The organism is Streptomyces sp. A 4/2 (genome assembly GCF_940670765.1).
Taxonomy (GTDB): domain Bacteria; phylum Actinomycetota; class Actinomycetes; order Streptomycetales; family Streptomycetaceae; genus Streptomyces.
Genome location: NZ_CALNVW010000062.1, coordinates 1 through 16,862 on the forward strand (window position 1 = coordinate 1; position 16,862 = coordinate 16,862).

A 16,862-nucleotide genomic window follows, 5' to 3' on the forward strand; every position below is an offset into this window, starting at 1 on the left:
CGTACGCCCTCCCGGGCAAGGTCATCGAACTCACCGACAACTTCCCGGTCCCCGACGCCAAGGCCTTCACCGTCGGCCAGTGGTGGGCCGTGCAGGTGGCCCCGGTCGAGGGCGGCGGCGGGGACGAGCGGGAGCTCCAGAAGCTCGTCGAGATCACCGAGATCATCGACGCCACCCACGTGCGGGTCGGCTACCTCAACGGCTGGGAACTCGCCGCGGGCCGCACCCTCACCTGGACCCGCGTCGAGCCGGTGCGCGACACCCATGTCCGCAACATGCTCTTCGAGGGCGCGGGCGACGACGAGTACACCGGCTCGCACCCGGTCAGTTACGAGTACGCCGTCGGCTGCGACGTCTCGGGCATCCACGCCACCGGCACGTTCTGGCCGGTGATCATGCGGCGCTGGTGCACCCGCTTCCGTACCGAGGAGTGTTCGCTGAAGAACCCGCCCACCGTGATGTACGGCGGCGCGGGCTATCTCACCCAGCAGATCTACTGCCTCTACGGCCGGGTCGCCGACTGCACCACCAGCAATGTCCGCCACCTCAACGACCTCACCGCCTCCGCCTACTGCACGGTGGTCAACTGCCACGGCGACGGCGACGACGAGGGTGGCAACCCCTTCACCACGCACGGCCAGTACGAGCACGATCTGCTCTTCGACGGCAATTCCGGGCTCATGGACATCGCCAACTCCGGCGCCCAGTGGGGAATATCCGCCAAGCGGATCACGGTACGCAGACATGTCTGCTCCTGGTTCACCGCCAACACCAAGATCACCGATCTGACCCTTGAGGACGTCACGGTCATCGCCCGTCCGACGTTCGACCAGGCGGGCACCCTCACCGTCAACGCCGACGGCGCCCAGGTGCGCGGGTGCACCGCGAAGACCTTCGCGGTCGCTCAGCGCTCCGCGCGCTCCACCCGCCCCACGGTCATCAGTGACTGCTCGTTCGAGCCGCCCGCCGAAGCGGTCCTCGTGCAGACTCCGGTCACCGCGCCGGTCCACTTCGTCCGCTGCACCTTCACCGGGCTCGACGGAGCCGTCCTGCGCGGCGCCGGCCCGGTGCACTTCACGGACTGCACGCTCACCGGCACGGACGGCGCCGCCCCGCTCTCCGTGGGCTCGGCCGACCTGCGGATCGACGGAGGTACGTACACGGACACCGGCATCGAGCTGAGCGCCGCACGTGACCAGCGCATCACGGTCACCGGCGGTGCCCGCCTCACCGGCACCAACAAGGCCGGGGCCCTGCTCGGCCGGACCGCGGGCAGCGGCACCGTCATCTGGGACCTCTCGGCGGTCAGCAGCACTACCAGCGGCGCCGGCACCGCCCATGTACGGATCCAGGACGGCACCAACCACTACGCGGCGACGGGGTGCCGCTTCACCGGCGGCACGCTGCATCTGCTCCCCGCCGCCCTCGATTCCGCTCTGCACACCTCCTGTGTGGAGCAGGGCACCCGTCGCACCGCCATGCCGGCGAACGGCGGCACGGCACGCACGGATGGAAACCTGACCCTGTGACCACGACATTCCGGACGGCCACCGCCGCCGACGAACCCGCCCTGTTCGCGCTCTGGGACCAGTGCTTCGCCGCCTCGCACCTCCCGGACCTCTACACCATGGACGCCGACCGGCACCGGCGTACCTTCGTCGCGGAGACGGACGGCGGGATCGACGCGGTCGTCGTGTACGTGCCACGGCTGATCCGCGACGCGTACGGCACCCCGCAACGGGTCGGCGGCATCGGCAGCGTCGCCACCCGGCCCGAGGCCCGGGGGCAGGGCCTGGTGCGCCGGCTCCTCGTCGAGGCCGAACAGGTCATGAGGGCGGACGGCTGCGCCTGGTCGCTGCTGTTCACCGGCACCCCGGGGGTCTACCGGAGCTCGGGATGGCAGGAGTTCCGCAGGACCTACGCGGAGGGCACCATCGCTCCGGCTACCACTGCCGCCGCACCCCGGTTCCGGATCCGGCCGGCGCTCCCCGAGGACCTGCCCGCGGTGGCCTCACTGCACGCGGTGTACAACGCGACCCGGCCCCTCACCTCCGTACGCACCCCCGAGGACTGGGCCGTCCGCGTCCCCGCCTGGTACGGACGGGACACGCACGCGCTGATCGCCGAGGACCCCGTGTCCGGCGACCCTGTCGGGTGGATCGTCGCCCGGTACGTCGCCCAGCGGGACGCGGCGGCGGCACCGGCCGTGGCGGTGACGGAGTGCGCGCTCGCCGCCGACCCCGGAGAGGCGCTCGGCGAACTGCTCGCCGCGGTCGGCGACCGGGCCCGCGCGGACGGACTGACCGTCGCCCGCGTGCGGCTGCCCGACACCCCCGACAGCCGGGCCGCGCTGCCCCGGCTGCTCAGCGACGCGCGGACGCACGAGGAGTGGGTGGGCATGACCCGTCCCCTCACGGGCACGCCCGAAGCGATCCGCGAAACGGTCACGGCGGCCGGAGCGACGTACTGGTACGGCGATTCGTTCTGACCCCGGGGGGCCTGCCGGACCGGCGAGGACAGCCGGGTCGGGCAGGCCCCATCAGACCGGACGGGCCCTCGTCGGGGTCAGACCCCGGCCGCGCGCGCTGCCGCGTACACCTCGGCGGCCACGTCCGTCAGCTCCTGCGCGTCCCGCATGGTGCCCTGGAGGTCGAGCAGGAACTCGCTCGCCACCCCCACCTCCGCGTGGGCCGCGAGGTCCTCGACGATCTGCTCCGTGCTGCCCTGGAACGGCTTGCGGTCGTCGCCGTCGTACGGCTTGGCGCTGTGGCTCGCGTTGAGGCGCACCGTCACGGCGAGCGGACGCTCCCGGCCCCGCTCGGCCGCCAGGTCCTGCACCTTCCGCCAGTCATCGGCCAGTTGGGCCGGGCCCATGGCGACCGGTATCCAGCCGTCCGCGCGATCGACCAGCCGCCGCGTCGCACGCGGACCGCTGGCCGGCAGATGGACCGGGATCGGCCTGGCCGGTTTGGGTCCGACCACCGAGGGCGCGATGGTCGTGAACTCCCCTTCGTACGACACCGGGTCGGGGCCCCACACCGCCTGGAACACATCCAGCAGCTCGTCCAGGAACGCCCCGCGCTTGGCGAACGGGGCCACCGAGGCCGCCGCGTACTCGTCGCTCGACCAGCCCGTGCCGATCCCCGCCACCACCCGGCCGCCGCTTGCCGCGTCGATCGAGGCGAGTGAACGGGCCAGTTGGAAGGGCACATGCAGCGGTGCGACCAGCACACTCGTGCCCAGCCGGGCGCGTCCGGTCGCCGCGGCAGCCAGTGTCAGGGTCACCAACGGGTCGGCCACCGAGCGGTAGTGGTCCGGCCAGGGCAGTCCCGGTATGCCGTACAGACCCTGTGTCGCGGGCTCCGGGAAGAGGATCCGCTCGAACACCCACAGGGATTCGTAGCCGGTCTCTTCGGCGGCGCGGGCGACTGCGGGCACGTCACGGCCGATGGCGTACTGCTTCATCTGGGGCAGTCCGAGACCGAGCGGGATCGCCATTCGTGTGCTCCTTCGTCGCGAGAGGTTGCTGCAGGGGAGTGAGCAGGCACCGGCCGACCAGGCCGGCGTCCGCGTCCATCCTCTCCGTGAACTCTCCGGCCAGCACCGGAAGTTCCCGCAGCTCCCAGAGAATCCTGGCCGCCGACCAGGCGGCGTCGCGGGCCCGCTCCGGACTCCACGAGCCGATCAGATGGGTGAGCGGGTCGACGATCTCCAGCAGACCGGGCCCCGATAGCAGTTCCTCGCGGATCCGCTCCTCCAGCAGCACGAGCGTCTCGCCCACCCGGTCGAAGTCCCCTTCCAGGTCGTCCGGTCCGCAGTCGAGCAGGCGGCAGGTGTCGACGACGGCCAGTGCCAGGTCGTGCCCCATGTGGGCGTTGAGCCCGGCGAGCGCGAACTGCACCGGGCGTACACCGGGGTGGTGCCGGTACTGGAAGAGCGGGCGCCAGCAGGCGGGCGGCCGGCGCCCGTCGGCCACCGCGTCGACCGCCGCCAGATACCGCCCGGCGAACACCACGTCGAGCGTCGACGCACAGCGAGGATCGGTGAACGCCTGCTGCCCGCCGTGCCGTCGCCCGCCGCGCTGGTTTGTGCCGCGCTGGTGTCCGACGCTCTCCTGGGCGGCTGTCAGACACCTCCGGTACATCCCGTCGAAGACCGCGACACCGTCAGCAGGAGGCCACGACGCACCGACCGCCCGCATCCGTGCCGACAGCCGGTCGACCGGCGGGCCGTCGACCGACAGTCCGTCGACCGACAGTCCGTCGACCGGCGGTCCGCTGCGGGCCGAGCGGGCTGCGAAGTGTTCCGTCTGCGCCATGGAGGCAGCCTGGCACCCGGCACTCCCGCCGGACGCGGTCAGCACCGGACTTCCTCAGAACGAGGGAGGCGGCGGACCGCCCCGGTGGACTTCGCGGGTCCTCCGGCCCTGCCGGGACAGGCGCGCGGCAGCGCCGTACGCCCGCAGCCGGCACGATCACTCGTCTGCCCCCTCGTACCGGATTGGTCGGCAGCCGGCCGTTCGGATATTAATGAGTCCTTCTGATCGTCGACGTGGCGGATGAGCCGCGTGCCCTTCGACCTGCGTCCGGACCCGCTTCGACCTACGAGCGGGCCGGTTCGCACGCGTGGCGGTCGGTGGGTAGGGACGATGCGGCTCCGCCTGTGCGAAGCGAGCGAGGAACTGGAGAGTGGCCATGGCGGGCTTCGGGTGGAAGCTGCACGGTGACGGCAAGCACCTGGGGCCGGGAGAGGTGGTCAAGCCGGGGGAGCGGCTGACCTGGGGCCGCACGATCGGGCTCGGCGCCCAGCACGTGGTGTCCATGATCGGTGCGTGTTTCGTCGCGCCGGTCCTCATGGGCCTCGACCCCAGTCTGGCCCTCATGGCCTCCGGCGTGGCCACCGCGATCTTCCTGCTGGCGACGCGGGGACGCGTGCCGAGCTACCTCGGCTCCTCCCTCTCGTTCGTGGGGGTCTCCGCCGTCATCGCGGGGCAGGGCGGGGACGCCGGGACCCTGACGGGCGCGATGTTCGTCGTCGGCGCCTGCCTGGCGGGCTGCGGCATCGCGGTGCAGGTGGTCGGGGCGCGGATCATCCATGCCGTGCTGCCACCGCCCGTGACGGGCGCGGTCGTCATGCTCATCGGCTTCAACCTGGCGCCGGTCACCGCGTCCACGTACTGGCCGCAGGACCAGTGGACCGCGCTGGCCACCATGCTCTTCACCGGCCTGGCCCTCGTGGTGCTGCGCGGTTTCTGGTCCCGGATCGCCATTTTCCTCGGCTTGCTGCTGGGCTACGTACTGTCCTGGGTCCTCGACCGTACGACGGGGAAGATCCATTCCCCGGACGGTTCGGGCCGGACGGTCGATCACTGGCGCATCAACTTCTCCGACGTGGCCCATGCCGACTGGATCGGCCTCCCGCACGTCCACGCGCCGAACTTCTCGGGTGCGGCCATCCTGGTCGCGCTGCCGGTGCTGGTGGCGCTGATCGCGGAGAACGCCGGACACGTGAAGGCCGTCGGTGAGATGACCGGCGACCCGCTGGACGACAAGATGGGCGCCGCGATCATCGCGGACGGCGCGGCGAGCATGCTGTCCACCGGGTTCGGCGGACCGGCCACCACGACGTACGCGGAGAACATCGGCGTCATGGCGGCGACGAAGGTCTACTCCACGGCGGCGTACTGGGCAGCCGCCTGCTTCGCCCTGCTGTTCGGCTTCTGCCCGAAGATCGGCGCGCTGGTCGCCGCCATCCCGGGCGGCGTACTGGGCGGAATCACCGTGATCCTCTACGGCATGATCGGCCTGCTGGGCGCCCAGATCTGGATCCGCAACAAGGTCGACTTCTCCCAGCCGCTGAACCTGGTCCCCGCCGCGGCCGGGGTCGTCATCGGCGTGGGTGACGTCTCGCTGAAGATCACCGACAACTTCGTCCTCAGCGGTATCTCCCTGGGCACCATCACCGTACTGACCGGCTACCACGCCCTGCGCTGGCTCTCGAAGACGGCCGGTACGCCGCAGCCGCCGCTGCTGGACGGCGGGACCGCGGGCTACGGCGACGGCACGGAGCGGACCGAGTAGGGCCGGTGCCGAACGCGGGGTGCCGAGCGCGGGGTGCCGAACGCGGGGTGTCGGCGCCGCGGTCGGTCAGCCGCGTGTGCCGACAGCCCCGCGCGCAGCCGTGGCGACATCAAGCTCCGGCCGGCGTCCGCCCCGGACACCCCGGTCCTCCTGCGGGGGCAACCTCCGGGACGCCGTGCCGATGGGGCAGAACTCTGCCCGTAAGCAAGGGACTTCGGCCGCCCGGGGCCCGAATGTCCGCTCCCCGGCAGGCTCCTGACGGCGAGTCGTACGAGTCACCCCGTTGCGCGCGAATCGTTCCCCGGCGCTGCGCGGCCTCGCCTTCGATGACGCACCCTCGCTGGTCGACCCCGCCTTCGATGACGCGCCCCTGCCGGTCGGATCCACGGGTCCGGTGAGGCGGTCAGGATCCCATCCGTGAATCGTGCGCGGAGCATTGTCAGCCGGAGCAGGCGCCTCTACGCTCGCACGGTCTCGCTTATGAACTCAGTTCATATATCTGATGGGAGCGTTCCAATGAACGGAAGATCCCGCCGACGTCTGGGTGCCCTGATCGCCGCCGCGGCCACCGTCGCCGCCGTGCTCGTCCCGGCCGCGTCCTCCGCTGCGGCCCCGCGGCACAGCCCCACGCCGAAGGTTCCCCGGACGTCCGTGATCGACGGCAAACGGCTCCAGCAGGCCCGGATCCGTCTCGACCACGGCGACCCGGCACTCCGTAAGTCGCTCAAGCAGCTGACCGCGACGGCGGACAGCTGGCTCGGACAGGGGCCGTGGACGGTCGTCGACAAGCCGAAGCCCGCGCCCGGCGGGGATCCGCACGACTACCTGAGCCAGGCGCCCTACTGGTGGCCCTCCCAGCCGAAGACCGCCGACAACCCCTGGGGCTGCCCGTACGTCCAGCGCGACGGCGAACGCAACCCCGAGGTCGACACCGGGACCGACCGCCCGGACGTCGGCAAGGTGATGAACTCCGTCACCTCCCTCAGCCTGGCCTGGTACTACACGGGCAGGAAGGCGTACGCGGAGCACGCCGCCGAGATCCTGCGCACCTGGTTCGTCGACCCGGCGACCCGGATGAATCCGAACCTGGACCACGGGCAGTTCATCCCCTGCAAGTACGACGGCAGGGCGATCGGAATCATCGACTTCTCCCAGCAGTACACGAGCGTCGTCGACGCCGTCGCGCTCCTCGACACCGGTGCGCCCGGCTGGACGAGGAGTGACAGCGCAGGCATGTCCGCCTGGAACAAGGACTTCCTGGGCTGGCTGGTCGACTCCGACTTCGGCAAGCAGGAGTCGGCGGCCGAGAACAACCACGGCACCTTCATGGACATGCAGGTCGCCGGACTGGCACTGACCACCGGTGACCGGGCGCTCGCCCGCAAGGTCGTCCTCGACTCCCGTACCAGGCGGATCGACGCCCAGATAGCGGGCGACGGCACCCAGCCGCAGGAGCTCGCGCGGACCCGCAGCTGGCACTACTCCACCTTCGACCTGGTCGCCTACACCCGGCTCGCGGCCATCGGCAAGCAGGTCGGGGTGGACCTCTGGGGCTACCGGGGTCCGCAGGGGCAGAGTCTGTTCAAGGCGGTCGACCTGCTGCTGCCCGCCGCCACGGGCAAGGCCGACTGGCCCTACCCGGAGCTGGAGTTCTACCGGTACGCCGCGAGCGACATCGTGCACGCCGCCGCCGACGCCGGGGACGCCGAGGCCCGCGCCGCGCTGCCGGAACTCCAGGCGCCGCCCGGCGGGGACCTGTGGGCGCTGCGCCCGGCGGCCGAGCAGCTGGACTCGATCGCGGGCTGAACCCGCAGGGATGTACTTCTGCGACGGGTGCGGCAGGAGCCCCGGGGGTCCTGCCGCACCCGCCGACCGGTTCAGCTCAGTGGCCCGGGAACCTCCGCGCCCGTGGAATCCGCCTTCGCCGCCACCCGGCCCGCCGAGCGCAGCACACCGCCGCCCAGCACCAGCCCGAAGGCGAGCACCGTCACCAGGACGAACGACCCCACCAGAGAGGTGGCGTTGGCGATCCCGCCGATCGCCGACGGCGCGACGAGTCCCGAGGTGTACGTGATGGTGGCGACGCCCGCGATGGCCTGGCTCGGGTTGGGGCCGCTGCGTCCGGCGGCGGCGAACGCCAGCGGAACGACGACCGCGACCCCGAGACCGATCAGTGCGAACCCCGCAATCACTATCGGGGGGTTGGGCGCCAGGACCACCAGCAGACCGCCGAGCGTCGCCAGCACCCCGCCCGCGCGCACCGTGCGTACCGCGCCGAACCGGTCGACGACCCGGTCCCCGGCGAGCCGGGCCACCGCCATGGTGAGGGCGAGTGCGGTGGTGGACCCGGCGGCCAGCCCCGCCGAGGTGTGGAGGGTGTCCCGCAGGAAGACCGCGGACCAGTCGAGACTCGCGCCCTCCGCGAAGACCGCGCAGAAGCCGACCGCGCCGATGATCAGCGCCGACCTGGGCGGCAGGGCGAACCGTGGCGGCGACGGCTCCTCGTGGGTACTGCGCAGATCGAGTACGCCCTGGCAGGCGGCGAACCCCAGCACGGTCAGCACCACGGCGGCGATGCAGTGGTGGAGCCTGGCATCGGCGCCCAGGTGCGCCGCGAAGGTCCCCGCGGCCGACCCGATCAGCGCACCCGCGCTCCACATGCCGTGCAGCCCGGACATGATCGACCGGCCGAGCCGGTTCTCGGTCTCGACGCCGAGGGCGTTCATCGCCACGTCCGACGTGCCCGCCATGGCGCCGTAGACGAAGAGCACCGCGCAGAGGGTGAGCAGATTGGGTGCGAACGCGGGCAGCGCCAGCGCGAGGGTCCACAGGGCGAGCAGCCCGCGCAGCGCGTTGCGTGCACCGAAGCGGTGGCTGATGGCCCCGGACACCGGCATCAGCAGGGACGAGCCGATCGCGGGGAAGGCCAGCGCGAGGCCGAGCTGTCCCGCGCTCGCCCCGATGTGGTCCTGGATCCACGGGATCCGGGTGGCGAAGCTGCCGGTCACCGCGCCGTGCACGCAGAACACCGCGGCCAGGGCGTACCGAGCCCGTTTCAAGCGTTGCGGACTGAAGCCCGTGTCCCCGGCCATGCGCCCTCCCCGAGCGTCGTATCCCTGGTGTTTCCGCGGCATCGGGGAGCGGGCCCCGAACGCGCACCGTAAACTATCAGGGAACCTGCCTGATAAATAGATCTGGAAGGATCCAGGCATGCCCGCATCCTCGATCACCGCTCGGGCCATCAACGACCGGGTCGCCCTCGATCTGCTCCAGGGAGAAGGCCCGCTGACGGCCGGTCAGCTGAAGACACTGACCGGCCTCTCCCGTCCGAGCGTCGCCGACCTCGTGGAGCGGCTGCAGGGGGCCGGACTGATCTCCGTCGTCGGCGAGGTGGGCGCGGAACGCCGCGGGCCGAACGCGCGGCTCTACGGGATCGTGGCCGACCGCGCCCATCTCGCGGCCCTCGACGTACGGACCGGCAGCGTCGCCGTCGTCGTCACCGACCTGCTCGGCGCCACCCTCGCCGAGGCCACGCTGCCCATCGGCCACGACACCGGCACCGAACCCGCCGTCGAACAGGCGGTGGCACTGCTGGAGCGCACCGCGCGGCAGGCGGGCGCCGCCCGCCTGCACAGCGTCGGCATCGGCGCTCCCGGCCTGATCGACCCGGCCACCGGTGAACTGCGCGACACCACCGGCCTGCCCGCCTGGCACCGCAGGCTCGTCGGCGCGCTCCAGGAGCGCCTGCCCGCCGCCGTCCTCGTGGAGAACGAGACCAACCTGGCGGCCGTCGCCGAGCAGCGCACCGGATCGGCCCGCGGACTCGACACCTTCCTCCTGCTGTGGCTGGGCGACGGGGTGGGCGCCGCCGTCGTCCTCGACGGGAAGGTGCGCCGCGGGGCCTCCGGCGGCGCCGGGGAACTCGGCTTCCTCCCCGTACCCGGCACCGGCGGACTCCCGTCGGCCACCGGCTGCGACGAGGGCTTCCACGCGCTCGCGGGCAGCGCGGGAATCTGCGCGCTCGCCGCCCGGCACGGCATCGACGCGGTCCCGCGGCCGCAGGAACCGGCCGCTGCCGCCGCCGTACGGGAAGCGCCGTCGGCCGGGCCGCGCGGCGAGGACTTCCTGGAGGCGCTGGCCGCGCGGATCGCCGTCGGTGTCGCCGCCGTCGCCGCTGTGCTCGACCCCGGCTGTGTGGTGCTCGGCGGCGAGGTCGGCCGTGCCGGGGGCGCGGCGTTCGCCACCCGCGTGGAACGCCGGGTGGCCCTGCTCTCCCCGCTGCGCACGGAAGTACGCGCGGGGACGCTCGGCGGTGGCGCCGTGCTGCGCGGCGCCCTGCTGACCGCACGCGACGCCGCCCAGGACGAACTGTTCAGCGGCTGACCGGCAGCTCCGCACAGGCCGTGACCGCGTGTCGCCTCCCTGTGAGCCAGCCCACAGCAGGGTCCCCGCATGGCCGACGGCCGGACGTGGCAGACTTGTTCTGTATCAGCAGCAGCGCACTCCGGGGTCGGTGTAATTCCGAACCGGCGGTATAGTCCGCGACCCGTCCGCATCCAGCGGCCGGTTGACCAGGTGAAACTCCTGGACCGACGGTGAAAGTCCGGATGGGAGGCAGTGCGCGGCGGGCCGTACAGGTACGTCGCAGTCGGTGGTACGTCCTTCGGGCGTACTCCTTTTCCGGCCTCGGCGTCCCCGTGTGTTCCGCTCTCTCTGTCGTCATCGACAGGCCCCGGAGTCCGTGCCCGAAGAGGCAGGAGACCCGGTGGCCACCGCAGCCGCACCATCCGCGCAGGCAGTGAATGCCATGCGCCGGGCCGTTGGGCTCGCCGCGCGCGGACTCGGCTCCACCAGCCCCAACCCGGTCGTCGGATGCGTCATTCTCGACGCCTCGGGCGAGACCGTCGGCGAGGGCTTCCACCAGCGGGCCGGCGGCCCGCACGCCGAGGTGAACGCACTGACCGCCGCAGGCGGCCGGGCACGCGGCGGCACCGCCTTCGTCACCCTCGAACCCTGTAACCACACCGGCCGCACCGGCCCCTGCGCCCAGGCGCTCGTCGACGCCGGGATCGCCCGTGTCGTGTACGCGGTCGGAGACCCGAATCCGCAGGCCACCGGTGGCGGCGACACCCTGCGCGCGGCCGGGGTCGAGGTCACGGCCGGTGTCCTCGCCGCCGAAGCCGAAGCGGGGAACGCCGCCTGGCTGACCTCCGTACGCCTCGGCCGCCCCCACGTCACCTGGAAGTACGCGGCGACGCTCGACGGCCGGATCGCGGCAGCCGACCGCACCAGCCGCTGGATCACCTCGTCGGAGTCCCGCGCCGACGTGCACCGGCTGCGGGCCGTATCCGACGCGGTCGTGGTCGGCTCCGGAACGGCCCGCGCCGACGACCCGCACCTCGCCGTCCGCGGCATCGACGGCACCCGCCAGCCGCTGCGGGTGGTGGTCGACACCAACGGCACCGCGGTCCGGGCCGGCGCACGGATCCTCGACGACGCCGCGCCCACCCTCGTCGCGGTCGCCGACGACGTCACCACCGACCTGCCGGACGTCGTACGCCTCCCGCGCACCGAGCAGGGGCTGGACATCCCGGCGCTCCTCGCCGCACTCCACGCGCGCGACGTCCGCTCCGTACTCCTCGAAGGCGGGCCGACGCTGGCCGGGGCCTTCGTCGCGGCGGGCGCCGTCGACCGGGTCATCGGCTACCTCGCCCCTGTGCTGCTCGGCGCGGGCCCCGCAGCCCTGGCCGACGCCGGAATCACCACTCTCACCGAAGCGTTGCGTCTCGACGTCAGCGAGACCGTCCGCATCGGCCCCGATCTGCGGATCACCGCCACCCCGAAGGAGCGCTGAGCGCCGTGTTCACCGGAATCGTCGAAGAACTGGGTGAGGTCACCTCCGTCGAGCACCTCGGCGACGCCTCCCGCTTCCGCCTGCGCGGACCGGTCGTCACCGAGGACGTCAAGCACGGCGACTCGATCGCCGTCAACGGCGTCTGTCTCACGGTGGTCGACTTCGGCGGCGGCGCGTTCACCGCCGATGTCATGGCCGAAACCCTCAACCGCTCCAGCCTCGGGGCGCTCGACGTCGGCTCCCGGGTCAATCTGGAACGGCCCATGGCGCTCGGCGGCCGACTCGGCGGACACCTCGTCCAGGGGCACGTGGACGGCACGGGCACCATCGTCGAGCGCACCTTCTCCGAACACTGGGAGATCGTGAAGATCTCCCTCCCCGAGGGTCTCTCCCGTTACGTCGTCGAGAAGGGCTCCATCACCGTCGACGGCGTCAGCCTCACGGTCGTCGACGCGGGCCCCGACTACTTCACCATCAGCCTCATCCCGACCACCCTCGCGCTGACCACGCTCGGCATCAAGCAGCCGGGCGAACCGGTCAACCTGGAGGTGGACGTACTCGCCAAGTACGTCGAGCGGCTGCTCGGGGCCGGCGTGGCCCCCGCGCCCACGCCCGGGGATCCCGGGACCGGGGAGCCGTCGAAGTGACCGCCCTGTCCTGGCTGAACACCGAGGCGTTCGCCGTCTTCGGGCAGCACATCATGTGGTCCGACATGATCGGCAACACGATCGGCCTGCTCGCCCTGGCCCTCGGCTGGCGCCGCTCCATATGGACCTGGCCCGCGCAGTTCCTGTCCGGGGTCGTCCTGGTCGGGGCCTACTACTCCGCCCACCTCAGCGGCGGGATCGGCAAGCAGCTCCTGGTCATCGGCATCGCGCTGTGGGGCTGGCGGGCGTGGACACAGGGCAGGCGGCAGGCCCAGGACGGCAGCATCGCCGTGCGGTTCGCCACCTGGCGCGAGCGCGGCCTGCTGCTGGGCGGCGCGGTGGTCGGCACACTCGCCGTCGCCGGACTGTTCCTGGCCTTCCCGACGCTCTCCTGGAGCCCGTGGGCCGACGCCTACATTTTCGTCGGCACCCTGGTCGCGATGGTCGCCCAGGCACGCGGACTCGTCGAATTCTGGTTCGCGTGGCTGCTCGTCGACCTCGTCGGCGTCCCCCTCGCCTTCCACAGCGGCCTGGCCTTCTCCGGCCTGGTCTACGTGGTCTACTTCGCGCTCGTCCTGTGGGGCATGCGCGACTGGTGGCTCCGTTCCCGTACGACTGCCGAGCCCGCCCTGGAAGGAGCAGCGGTATGACTGCCCAACCCGTCCGGTACTCGACCGACAACGCCGAGGACCTCTCTCTCGACCCCGTCGAGAAGGCCGTCCGCGACATCGCCGCGGGCCGCCCCGTCGTGGTCGTCGACGACGAGGACCGCGAGAACGAGGGCGACCTCGTCATCGCCGCCGAGAAGGCCACCCCCGAGATCGTCGCGTTCATGATGAGCGAGTGCCGCGGACTGATCTGCGCGCCCATGGAGGGCAGCGAGCTGGAACGGCTCGACCTCCCGCAGATGGTCGCGCACAACACCGAGTCGATGAAGACGGCCTTCACGGTCTCCGTCGACGCGAGCGCCGCGCACGGCGTCACCACCGGGATCTCCGCCGCCGACCGCGCCACCACCCTGCGGCTCCTCGCGAACGGCCGGGCCGGCGCAGGCGACTTCGTACGCCCCGGACACGTCTTCCCGCTGCGCGCCAGGCCCGGCGGGGTGCTCGTGCGCAACGGTCACACCGAGGCGGCCGTCGACCTCGCCCGGCTCGCGGGCCTGCGCCCCGCCGGTGCGATCGTCGAGATCGCCGGTGAGGACGGGGTGATGCTGCGGCTGCCGGAACTGATCCCGTTCGCCCGTAAGCACGGCCTCACGATCATCTCCATCGAGGACCTGATCGCCTACCGCCGCAGCTCCGAGCCGACCGTCCGCCGTGAGGCCACCGTCCAGCTCCCCACGTCCTTCGGGGAGTTCACCACGTACGGCTACCGTTCGGTCGCCGACGGCATCGAGCATGTCGCCCTGGTACGCGGCGACATCGGCGACGGCGACGACGTCCTCGTCCGGATCCACTCCGAATGCCTCACCGGGGACATCTTCCACTCGCTGCGCTGCGACTGCGGCCCCCAGCTGGAAGCCTCCATGGAGCGCATCACCGAGGAGGGCCGCGGCGTCGTGGTCTACCTCCGCGGTCACGAGGGGCGCGGCATCGGGCTGCTCTCGAAGCTGCGTGCCTACGAACTCCAGGAGCGGGGCCGGGACACCCTGGACGCCAACCTGGAACTCGGGCTGCCCGCCGACGCCCGTGACTACGGGGCGGGCGCGCAGATCCTGGTGGACCTCGGCGTCCACAGCGTGCGGCTGATGACCAACAACCCCGAGAAGACCGCCGCACTCGTCCGGCACGGCCTGAAGGTCAACAGCCGGGAGGCGATGCCCGTCCAGGCGGGCGAGCACAACCTCCGGTACCTGCGGACGAAACGCGACCGGATGGGACACGACCTGCCCTGGCTGGACACCACGTCCGCCTGCGGCAACCAGTAAGTACAGGCAGAGGGAGAGACATGAGCGGCAAGGGCGCACCCGAACTCACCGTGAAGAACTGCGGCGACCTGCGCGTGGCCGTCATCGCGGCCCAGTGGCACGAGAAGGTCATGGACGGCCTCGTCGACGGCGCGCTGCGCGCCCTCGGCGACCTGGGCATCGACGAACCGACCCTGCTGCGGGTCCCCGGCAGCTTCGAGCTCCCGGTGGTCGCCAAGGTCCTCGCGGGCCGCGGGTACGACGCGATCGTGGCCCTCGGCGTGGTCATCCGGGGCGGCACCCCGCACTTCGAGTACGTGTGCCAGGGCGTCACCGGCGGCCTCACCCAGGTCTCCGTCGAGACCGGGGTACCGATCGGCTTCGGCGTCCTGACCTGCGACACGGAGGAGCAGGCCCTGGACCGGGCGGGCCTGGAGGGCTCCCGGGAGGACAAGGGGCACGAAGCGGTCACCGCGGCCGTCGCCACCGCCACCACACTGCGCACCGTCAGCGAACCCTGGCGCTGAGTGCGGACCCGGACCCCGTACTCTTAGCAGCATCATGGCGAACAAAACCTTCGAAGAGCTCTTCTCCGAGCTCCAGCTCAAGGCCGCCACCGGCGACCCCTCCACTTCCCGCACCGCCGAACTGGTGGGCAAGGGCGTGCATGCCATCGGCAAGAAGGTCGTCGAGGAGGCAGCCGAGGTCTGGATGGCAGCCGAACACGAGGGCAAGGAAGCCGCCGCCGAGGAGATCTCGCAACTGCTGTACCACGTCCAGGTGATGATGGTCGCCCGCGGGATCTCACTCGACGACGTCTACGCCCATCTCTGAGCAGCACCTCCGCACATCACTCCGAAGACCCCAAGACTCCCTCCGCACAAAGGAAGCCGACCTCATGCTGCGCATCGCCGTACCCAACAAGGGTTCACTCTCCGGGCCTGCGATGGCGATGCTCCATGAGGCCGGCTACCAGCAGCGCAAGGAGTCGAAGGAACTCGTCCTCGTCGACCCCGTCAACGAGGTCGAATTCTTCTATCTGCGCCCGCGCGACATCGCCATCTACGTCAGCTCGGGCAAGCTCGACATCGGCATCACCGGCCGCGACCTGCTGCTGGACTCCGGGGCCGATGCCGAGGAGATCCTCCAGCTCGGGTTCGCCCGCTCGACCTTCCGGTACGCGGCCAAGCCCGGTACCGCGAACGGTCCCGCGGACTTCGGCGGCATGACGATCGCCACCTCGTACGAGGGAATCGTCGCCAAGGCCCTCGCGGACCAGGGCATCGACGCATCCGTCGTCCACCTCGACGGCGCCGTCGAGACGGCGATCGAACTGGGCGTCGCCCAGGTCATCGCGGACGTCGTGGAGACCGGGACCTCGATGCGCAACGCCGGACTCGAAGTCATCGGTGAGCCCATCCTGAAGTCCGAGGCCGTCGTCATCCGCCGGGTCGGCGCCGCCGCCGACGAGCCGAAGGTGCAGCAGTTCCTCCGCCGCCTCCAGGGCGTCCTGGTGGCCCGCAGCTACGTGATGATGGACTACGACTGCCGGGTCGAGCACCTAGAGCGCGCCGTGGCCCTCACGCCCGGCCTGGAGTCACCGACGATCTCCCCGCTGCACCACGAGGGCTGGGTGGCCGTCCGCTCCATGGTCGCCGCGAAGGAAGCCCAGCGGATCATGGACGATCTGTACGACCTCGGCGCCCGCGCCATCCTCACCACGGCCATCCACGCCTGCCGCCTCTGACCAGCCCGAAGGACCCACGGATCATGACCGCCGCCGAACTCCCCGCCCTCCCGGTCACCTTCAGGCCCACCCGCACCCGGGTGGTGCTGCTGAGCGTGGGGACCGTCCTGTTCGTGGTCCTCACGGTGATCTCCCTGATCCTGGAGACACTGACTCCGGGGGAGCGGGCCAGCTTCATCCTGACCGCGCTGATCTTCTTCGGTGTACTGGCACTGCTCAGCCGCCCCAAGGTCGTCGCCGACGCGGACGGGGTCACTGTCGTGAATCTCACCTCCCGGCGCCGGCTGGCCTGGCCCGAGATCCTGCGGGTCAACCTCCGCCCCGGTGACGCCTGGGTCTTTCTCGACCTCAGCGACGGCACCAGCCTCCCGGCCCTCGGTATCCAGCCCGGCATCGGCAAGGCCCAGGCGATCCGCGACGCCCGCGCGCTGCGCGCACTCGCGGAGTCCCACGGTGCGCACGCCGGGTAGGGCGCTGCTCCACTGCCGCTAACGGCCGCTGTTTGATTACTCTGGGGCGGGGCGCCAAGCGCGCCCCGCCCCGCACCTGTGACCCTCGCGGTCCGCGGGGCACCCCTGCGACATGAGGAGTGATTCCTTCCAGCAATGGACGGATCATCCGGTAG

Annotated in this window: 16 protein-coding genes and 1 riboswitch; of the genes, 13 read left to right on the top strand and 3 right to left on the bottom strand. The window is 71.5% G+C overall.

What is annotated here, in order from left to right:
* On the top strand, positions 1-1,529 hold a 1,529-nt coding region (locus NBY69_RS35975; RefSeq protein WP_250306489.1), incomplete at its 5' end, for a peptidase C14.
* A complete protein-coding gene (locus NBY69_RS35980) occupies positions 1,526-2,488 on the top strand; it encodes a GNAT family N-acetyltransferase (protein ID WP_250306490.1) in 963 nt (320 codons plus the stop codon). The genes NBY69_RS35975 and NBY69_RS35980, both read left to right, overlap by 4 nt.
* Before the next feature lie 77 nt (positions 2,489-2,565).
* Here the strand turns inward: NBY69_RS35980 and NBY69_RS35985 are convergent, their stop codons facing one another.
* Both NBY69_RS35985 and NBY69_RS35990 read right to left on the bottom strand, forming a co-directional pair.
* The gene (locus tag NBY69_RS35985) at positions 2,566-3,498 is read right to left on the bottom strand and encodes an LLM class F420-dependent oxidoreductase (RefSeq protein ID WP_250306491.1); all 933 of its coding nucleotides are present in this window, start codon (positions 3,496-3,498) and stop codon (positions 2,566-2,568) included.
* A complete protein-coding gene (locus tag NBY69_RS35990) occupies positions 3,440-4,318 on the bottom strand; it encodes a DUF5995 family protein (protein ID WP_284350326.1) in 879 nt (292 codons plus the stop codon). Before NBY69_RS35990 ends, NBY69_RS35985 begins: the two co-directional genes overlap by 59 nt.
* A gap of 376 nt (positions 4,319-4,694) precedes the next feature.
* On the opposite strand from NBY69_RS35990, the gene NBY69_RS35995 reads away from it, so the two are divergent.
* Together NBY69_RS35995 and NBY69_RS36000 are read left to right on the top strand one after the other, a co-directional pair.
* Entirely contained in the window at positions 4,695-6,080 is a 1,386-nt protein-coding gene (locus NBY69_RS35995; protein ID WP_250306492.1) for a uracil-xanthine permease family protein, read from the top strand.
* Positions 6,081-6,596: 516 nt separating this feature from the next.
* The gene (locus NBY69_RS36000; RefSeq protein ID WP_250306493.1) at positions 6,597-7,886 is read left to right on the top strand and encodes an alginate lyase family protein; all 1,290 of its coding nucleotides are present in this window, start codon (positions 6,597-6,599) and stop codon (positions 7,884-7,886) included.
* Positions 7,887-7,957: 71 nt separating this feature from the next.
* On the opposite strand, the gene NBY69_RS36005 is transcribed toward NBY69_RS36000, so the two are convergent.
* Complete coding sequence (locus tag NBY69_RS36005; protein WP_250306494.1) at positions 7,958-9,172, bottom strand: MFS transporter; 1,215 nt, start codon at positions 9,170-9,172, stop codon at positions 7,958-7,960.
* Between the two features lie 118 nt (positions 9,173-9,290).
* Here NBY69_RS36005 and NBY69_RS36010 point away from each other — a divergent pair, with 118 nt between their 5' ends.
* The 9 genes from NBY69_RS36010 (at position 9,291) to NBY69_RS36050 (ending at position 16,707) form a co-directional block, all read left to right on the top strand.
* Positions 9,291-10,463, top strand: coding sequence for an ROK family transcriptional regulator (locus tag NBY69_RS36010; RefSeq protein WP_250306495.1), 1,173 nt, complete (start codon positions 9,291-9,293; stop codon positions 10,461-10,463).
* A 112-nt stretch (positions 10,464-10,575) separates the two neighbouring features.
* A riboswitch (FMN riboswitch) is annotated at positions 10,576-10,705 on the top strand.
* Between the two features lie 182 nt (positions 10,706-10,887).
* Positions 10,888-11,934 carry a bifunctional diaminohydroxyphosphoribosylaminopyrimidine deaminase/5-amino-6-(5-phosphoribosylamino)uracil reductase RibD gene (gene ribD / locus NBY69_RS36015; RefSeq protein ID WP_250306553.1) on the top strand — a complete coding sequence of 349 codons (1,047 nt, stop codon included), beginning with the start codon at positions 10,888-10,890 and terminating at the stop codon, positions 11,932-11,934.
* A gap of 5 nt (positions 11,935-11,939) precedes the next feature.
* Entirely contained in the window at positions 11,940-12,581 is a 642-nt protein-coding gene (locus NBY69_RS36020) for a riboflavin synthase (protein ID WP_250306496.1), read from the top strand.
* On the top strand, positions 12,578-13,231 hold the full coding sequence (locus tag NBY69_RS36025; RefSeq protein ID WP_250306497.1) for a nicotinamide mononucleotide transporter family protein: 654 nt from the start codon (positions 12,578-12,580) through the stop codon (positions 13,229-13,231). The genes NBY69_RS36020 and NBY69_RS36025 overlap by 4 nt, the downstream gene beginning before the upstream one ends.
* Positions 13,228-14,511 (top strand): bifunctional 3,4-dihydroxy-2-butanone-4-phosphate synthase/GTP cyclohydrolase II, encoded by a 1,284-nt coding sequence (locus tag NBY69_RS36030; protein WP_250306498.1) that lies wholly within the window; start codon positions 13,228-13,230, stop codon positions 14,509-14,511. Before NBY69_RS36025 ends, NBY69_RS36030 begins: the two co-directional genes overlap by 4 nt.
* Positions 14,512-14,531: 20 nt before the next feature.
* A complete protein-coding gene (gene ribH, locus NBY69_RS36035) occupies positions 14,532-15,017 on the top strand; it encodes a 6,7-dimethyl-8-ribityllumazine synthase (protein ID WP_250306499.1) in 486 nt (161 codons plus the stop codon).
* A 34-nt stretch (positions 15,018-15,051) separates the two neighbouring features.
* Positions 15,052-15,324: a phosphoribosyl-ATP diphosphatase gene (locus NBY69_RS36040; protein ID WP_250306500.1), complete on the top strand. Its 273-nt coding sequence runs from the start codon at positions 15,052-15,054 to the stop codon at positions 15,322-15,324.
* Between the two features lie 64 nt (positions 15,325-15,388).
* A complete protein-coding gene (gene hisG / locus NBY69_RS36045; protein WP_250306501.1) occupies positions 15,389-16,237 on the top strand; it encodes an ATP phosphoribosyltransferase in 849 nt (282 codons plus the stop codon).
* 23 nt (positions 16,238-16,260) lie between these two features.
* Entirely contained in the window at positions 16,261-16,707 is a 447-nt protein-coding gene (locus NBY69_RS36050) for a PH domain-containing protein (protein WP_250306502.1), read from the top strand.
* Positions 16,708-16,862 lie beyond the last annotated feature (155 nt).

Bases quoted from the DNA above. Each gene is read 5' to 3' on its own strand.
- NBY69_RS36050 (WP_250306502.1), top strand. From the start codon at position 16,261: ATGACCGCCGCCGAACTCCCCGCCCTCCCGGTCACCTTCAGGCCCACC.
- NBY69_RS36040 (WP_250306500.1), top strand. From the start codon at position 15,052: ATGGCGAACAAAACCTTCGAAGAGCTCTTCTCCGAGCTCCAGCTCAAG.
- NBY69_RS35985 (WP_250306491.1), bottom strand. From the start codon at position 3,498: ATGGCGATCCCGCTCGGTCTCGGACTGCCCCAGATGAAGCAGTACGCC.
- NBY69_RS36000 (WP_250306493.1), top strand. From the start codon at position 6,597: ATGAACGGAAGATCCCGCCGACGTCTGGGTGCCCTGATCGCCGCCGCG.
- ribD (WP_250306553.1), top strand. From the start codon at position 10,888: ATGCGCCGGGCCGTTGGGCTCGCCGCGCGCGGACTCGGCTCCACCAGC.
- ribH (WP_250306499.1), top strand. From the start codon at position 14,532: ATGAGCGGCAAGGGCGCACCCGAACTCACCGTGAAGAACTGCGGCGAC.
- NBY69_RS36005 (WP_250306494.1), bottom strand. From the start codon at position 9,172: ATGGCCGGGGACACGGGCTTCAGTCCGCAACGCTTGAAACGGGCTCGG.
- NBY69_RS36030 (WP_250306498.1), top strand. From the start codon at position 13,228: ATGACTGCCCAACCCGTCCGGTACTCGACCGACAACGCCGAGGACCTC.
- NBY69_RS35990 (WP_284350326.1), bottom strand. From the start codon at position 4,318: ATGGCGCAGACGGAACACTTCGCAGCCCGCTCGGCCCGCAGCGGACCG.
- NBY69_RS36010 (WP_250306495.1), top strand. From the start codon at position 9,291: ATGCCCGCATCCTCGATCACCGCTCGGGCCATCAACGACCGGGTCGCC.
- hisG (WP_250306501.1), top strand. From the start codon at position 15,389: ATGCTGCGCATCGCCGTACCCAACAAGGGTTCACTCTCCGGGCCTGCG.
- NBY69_RS35995 (WP_250306492.1), top strand. From the start codon at position 4,695: ATGGCGGGCTTCGGGTGGAAGCTGCACGGTGACGGCAAGCACCTGGGG.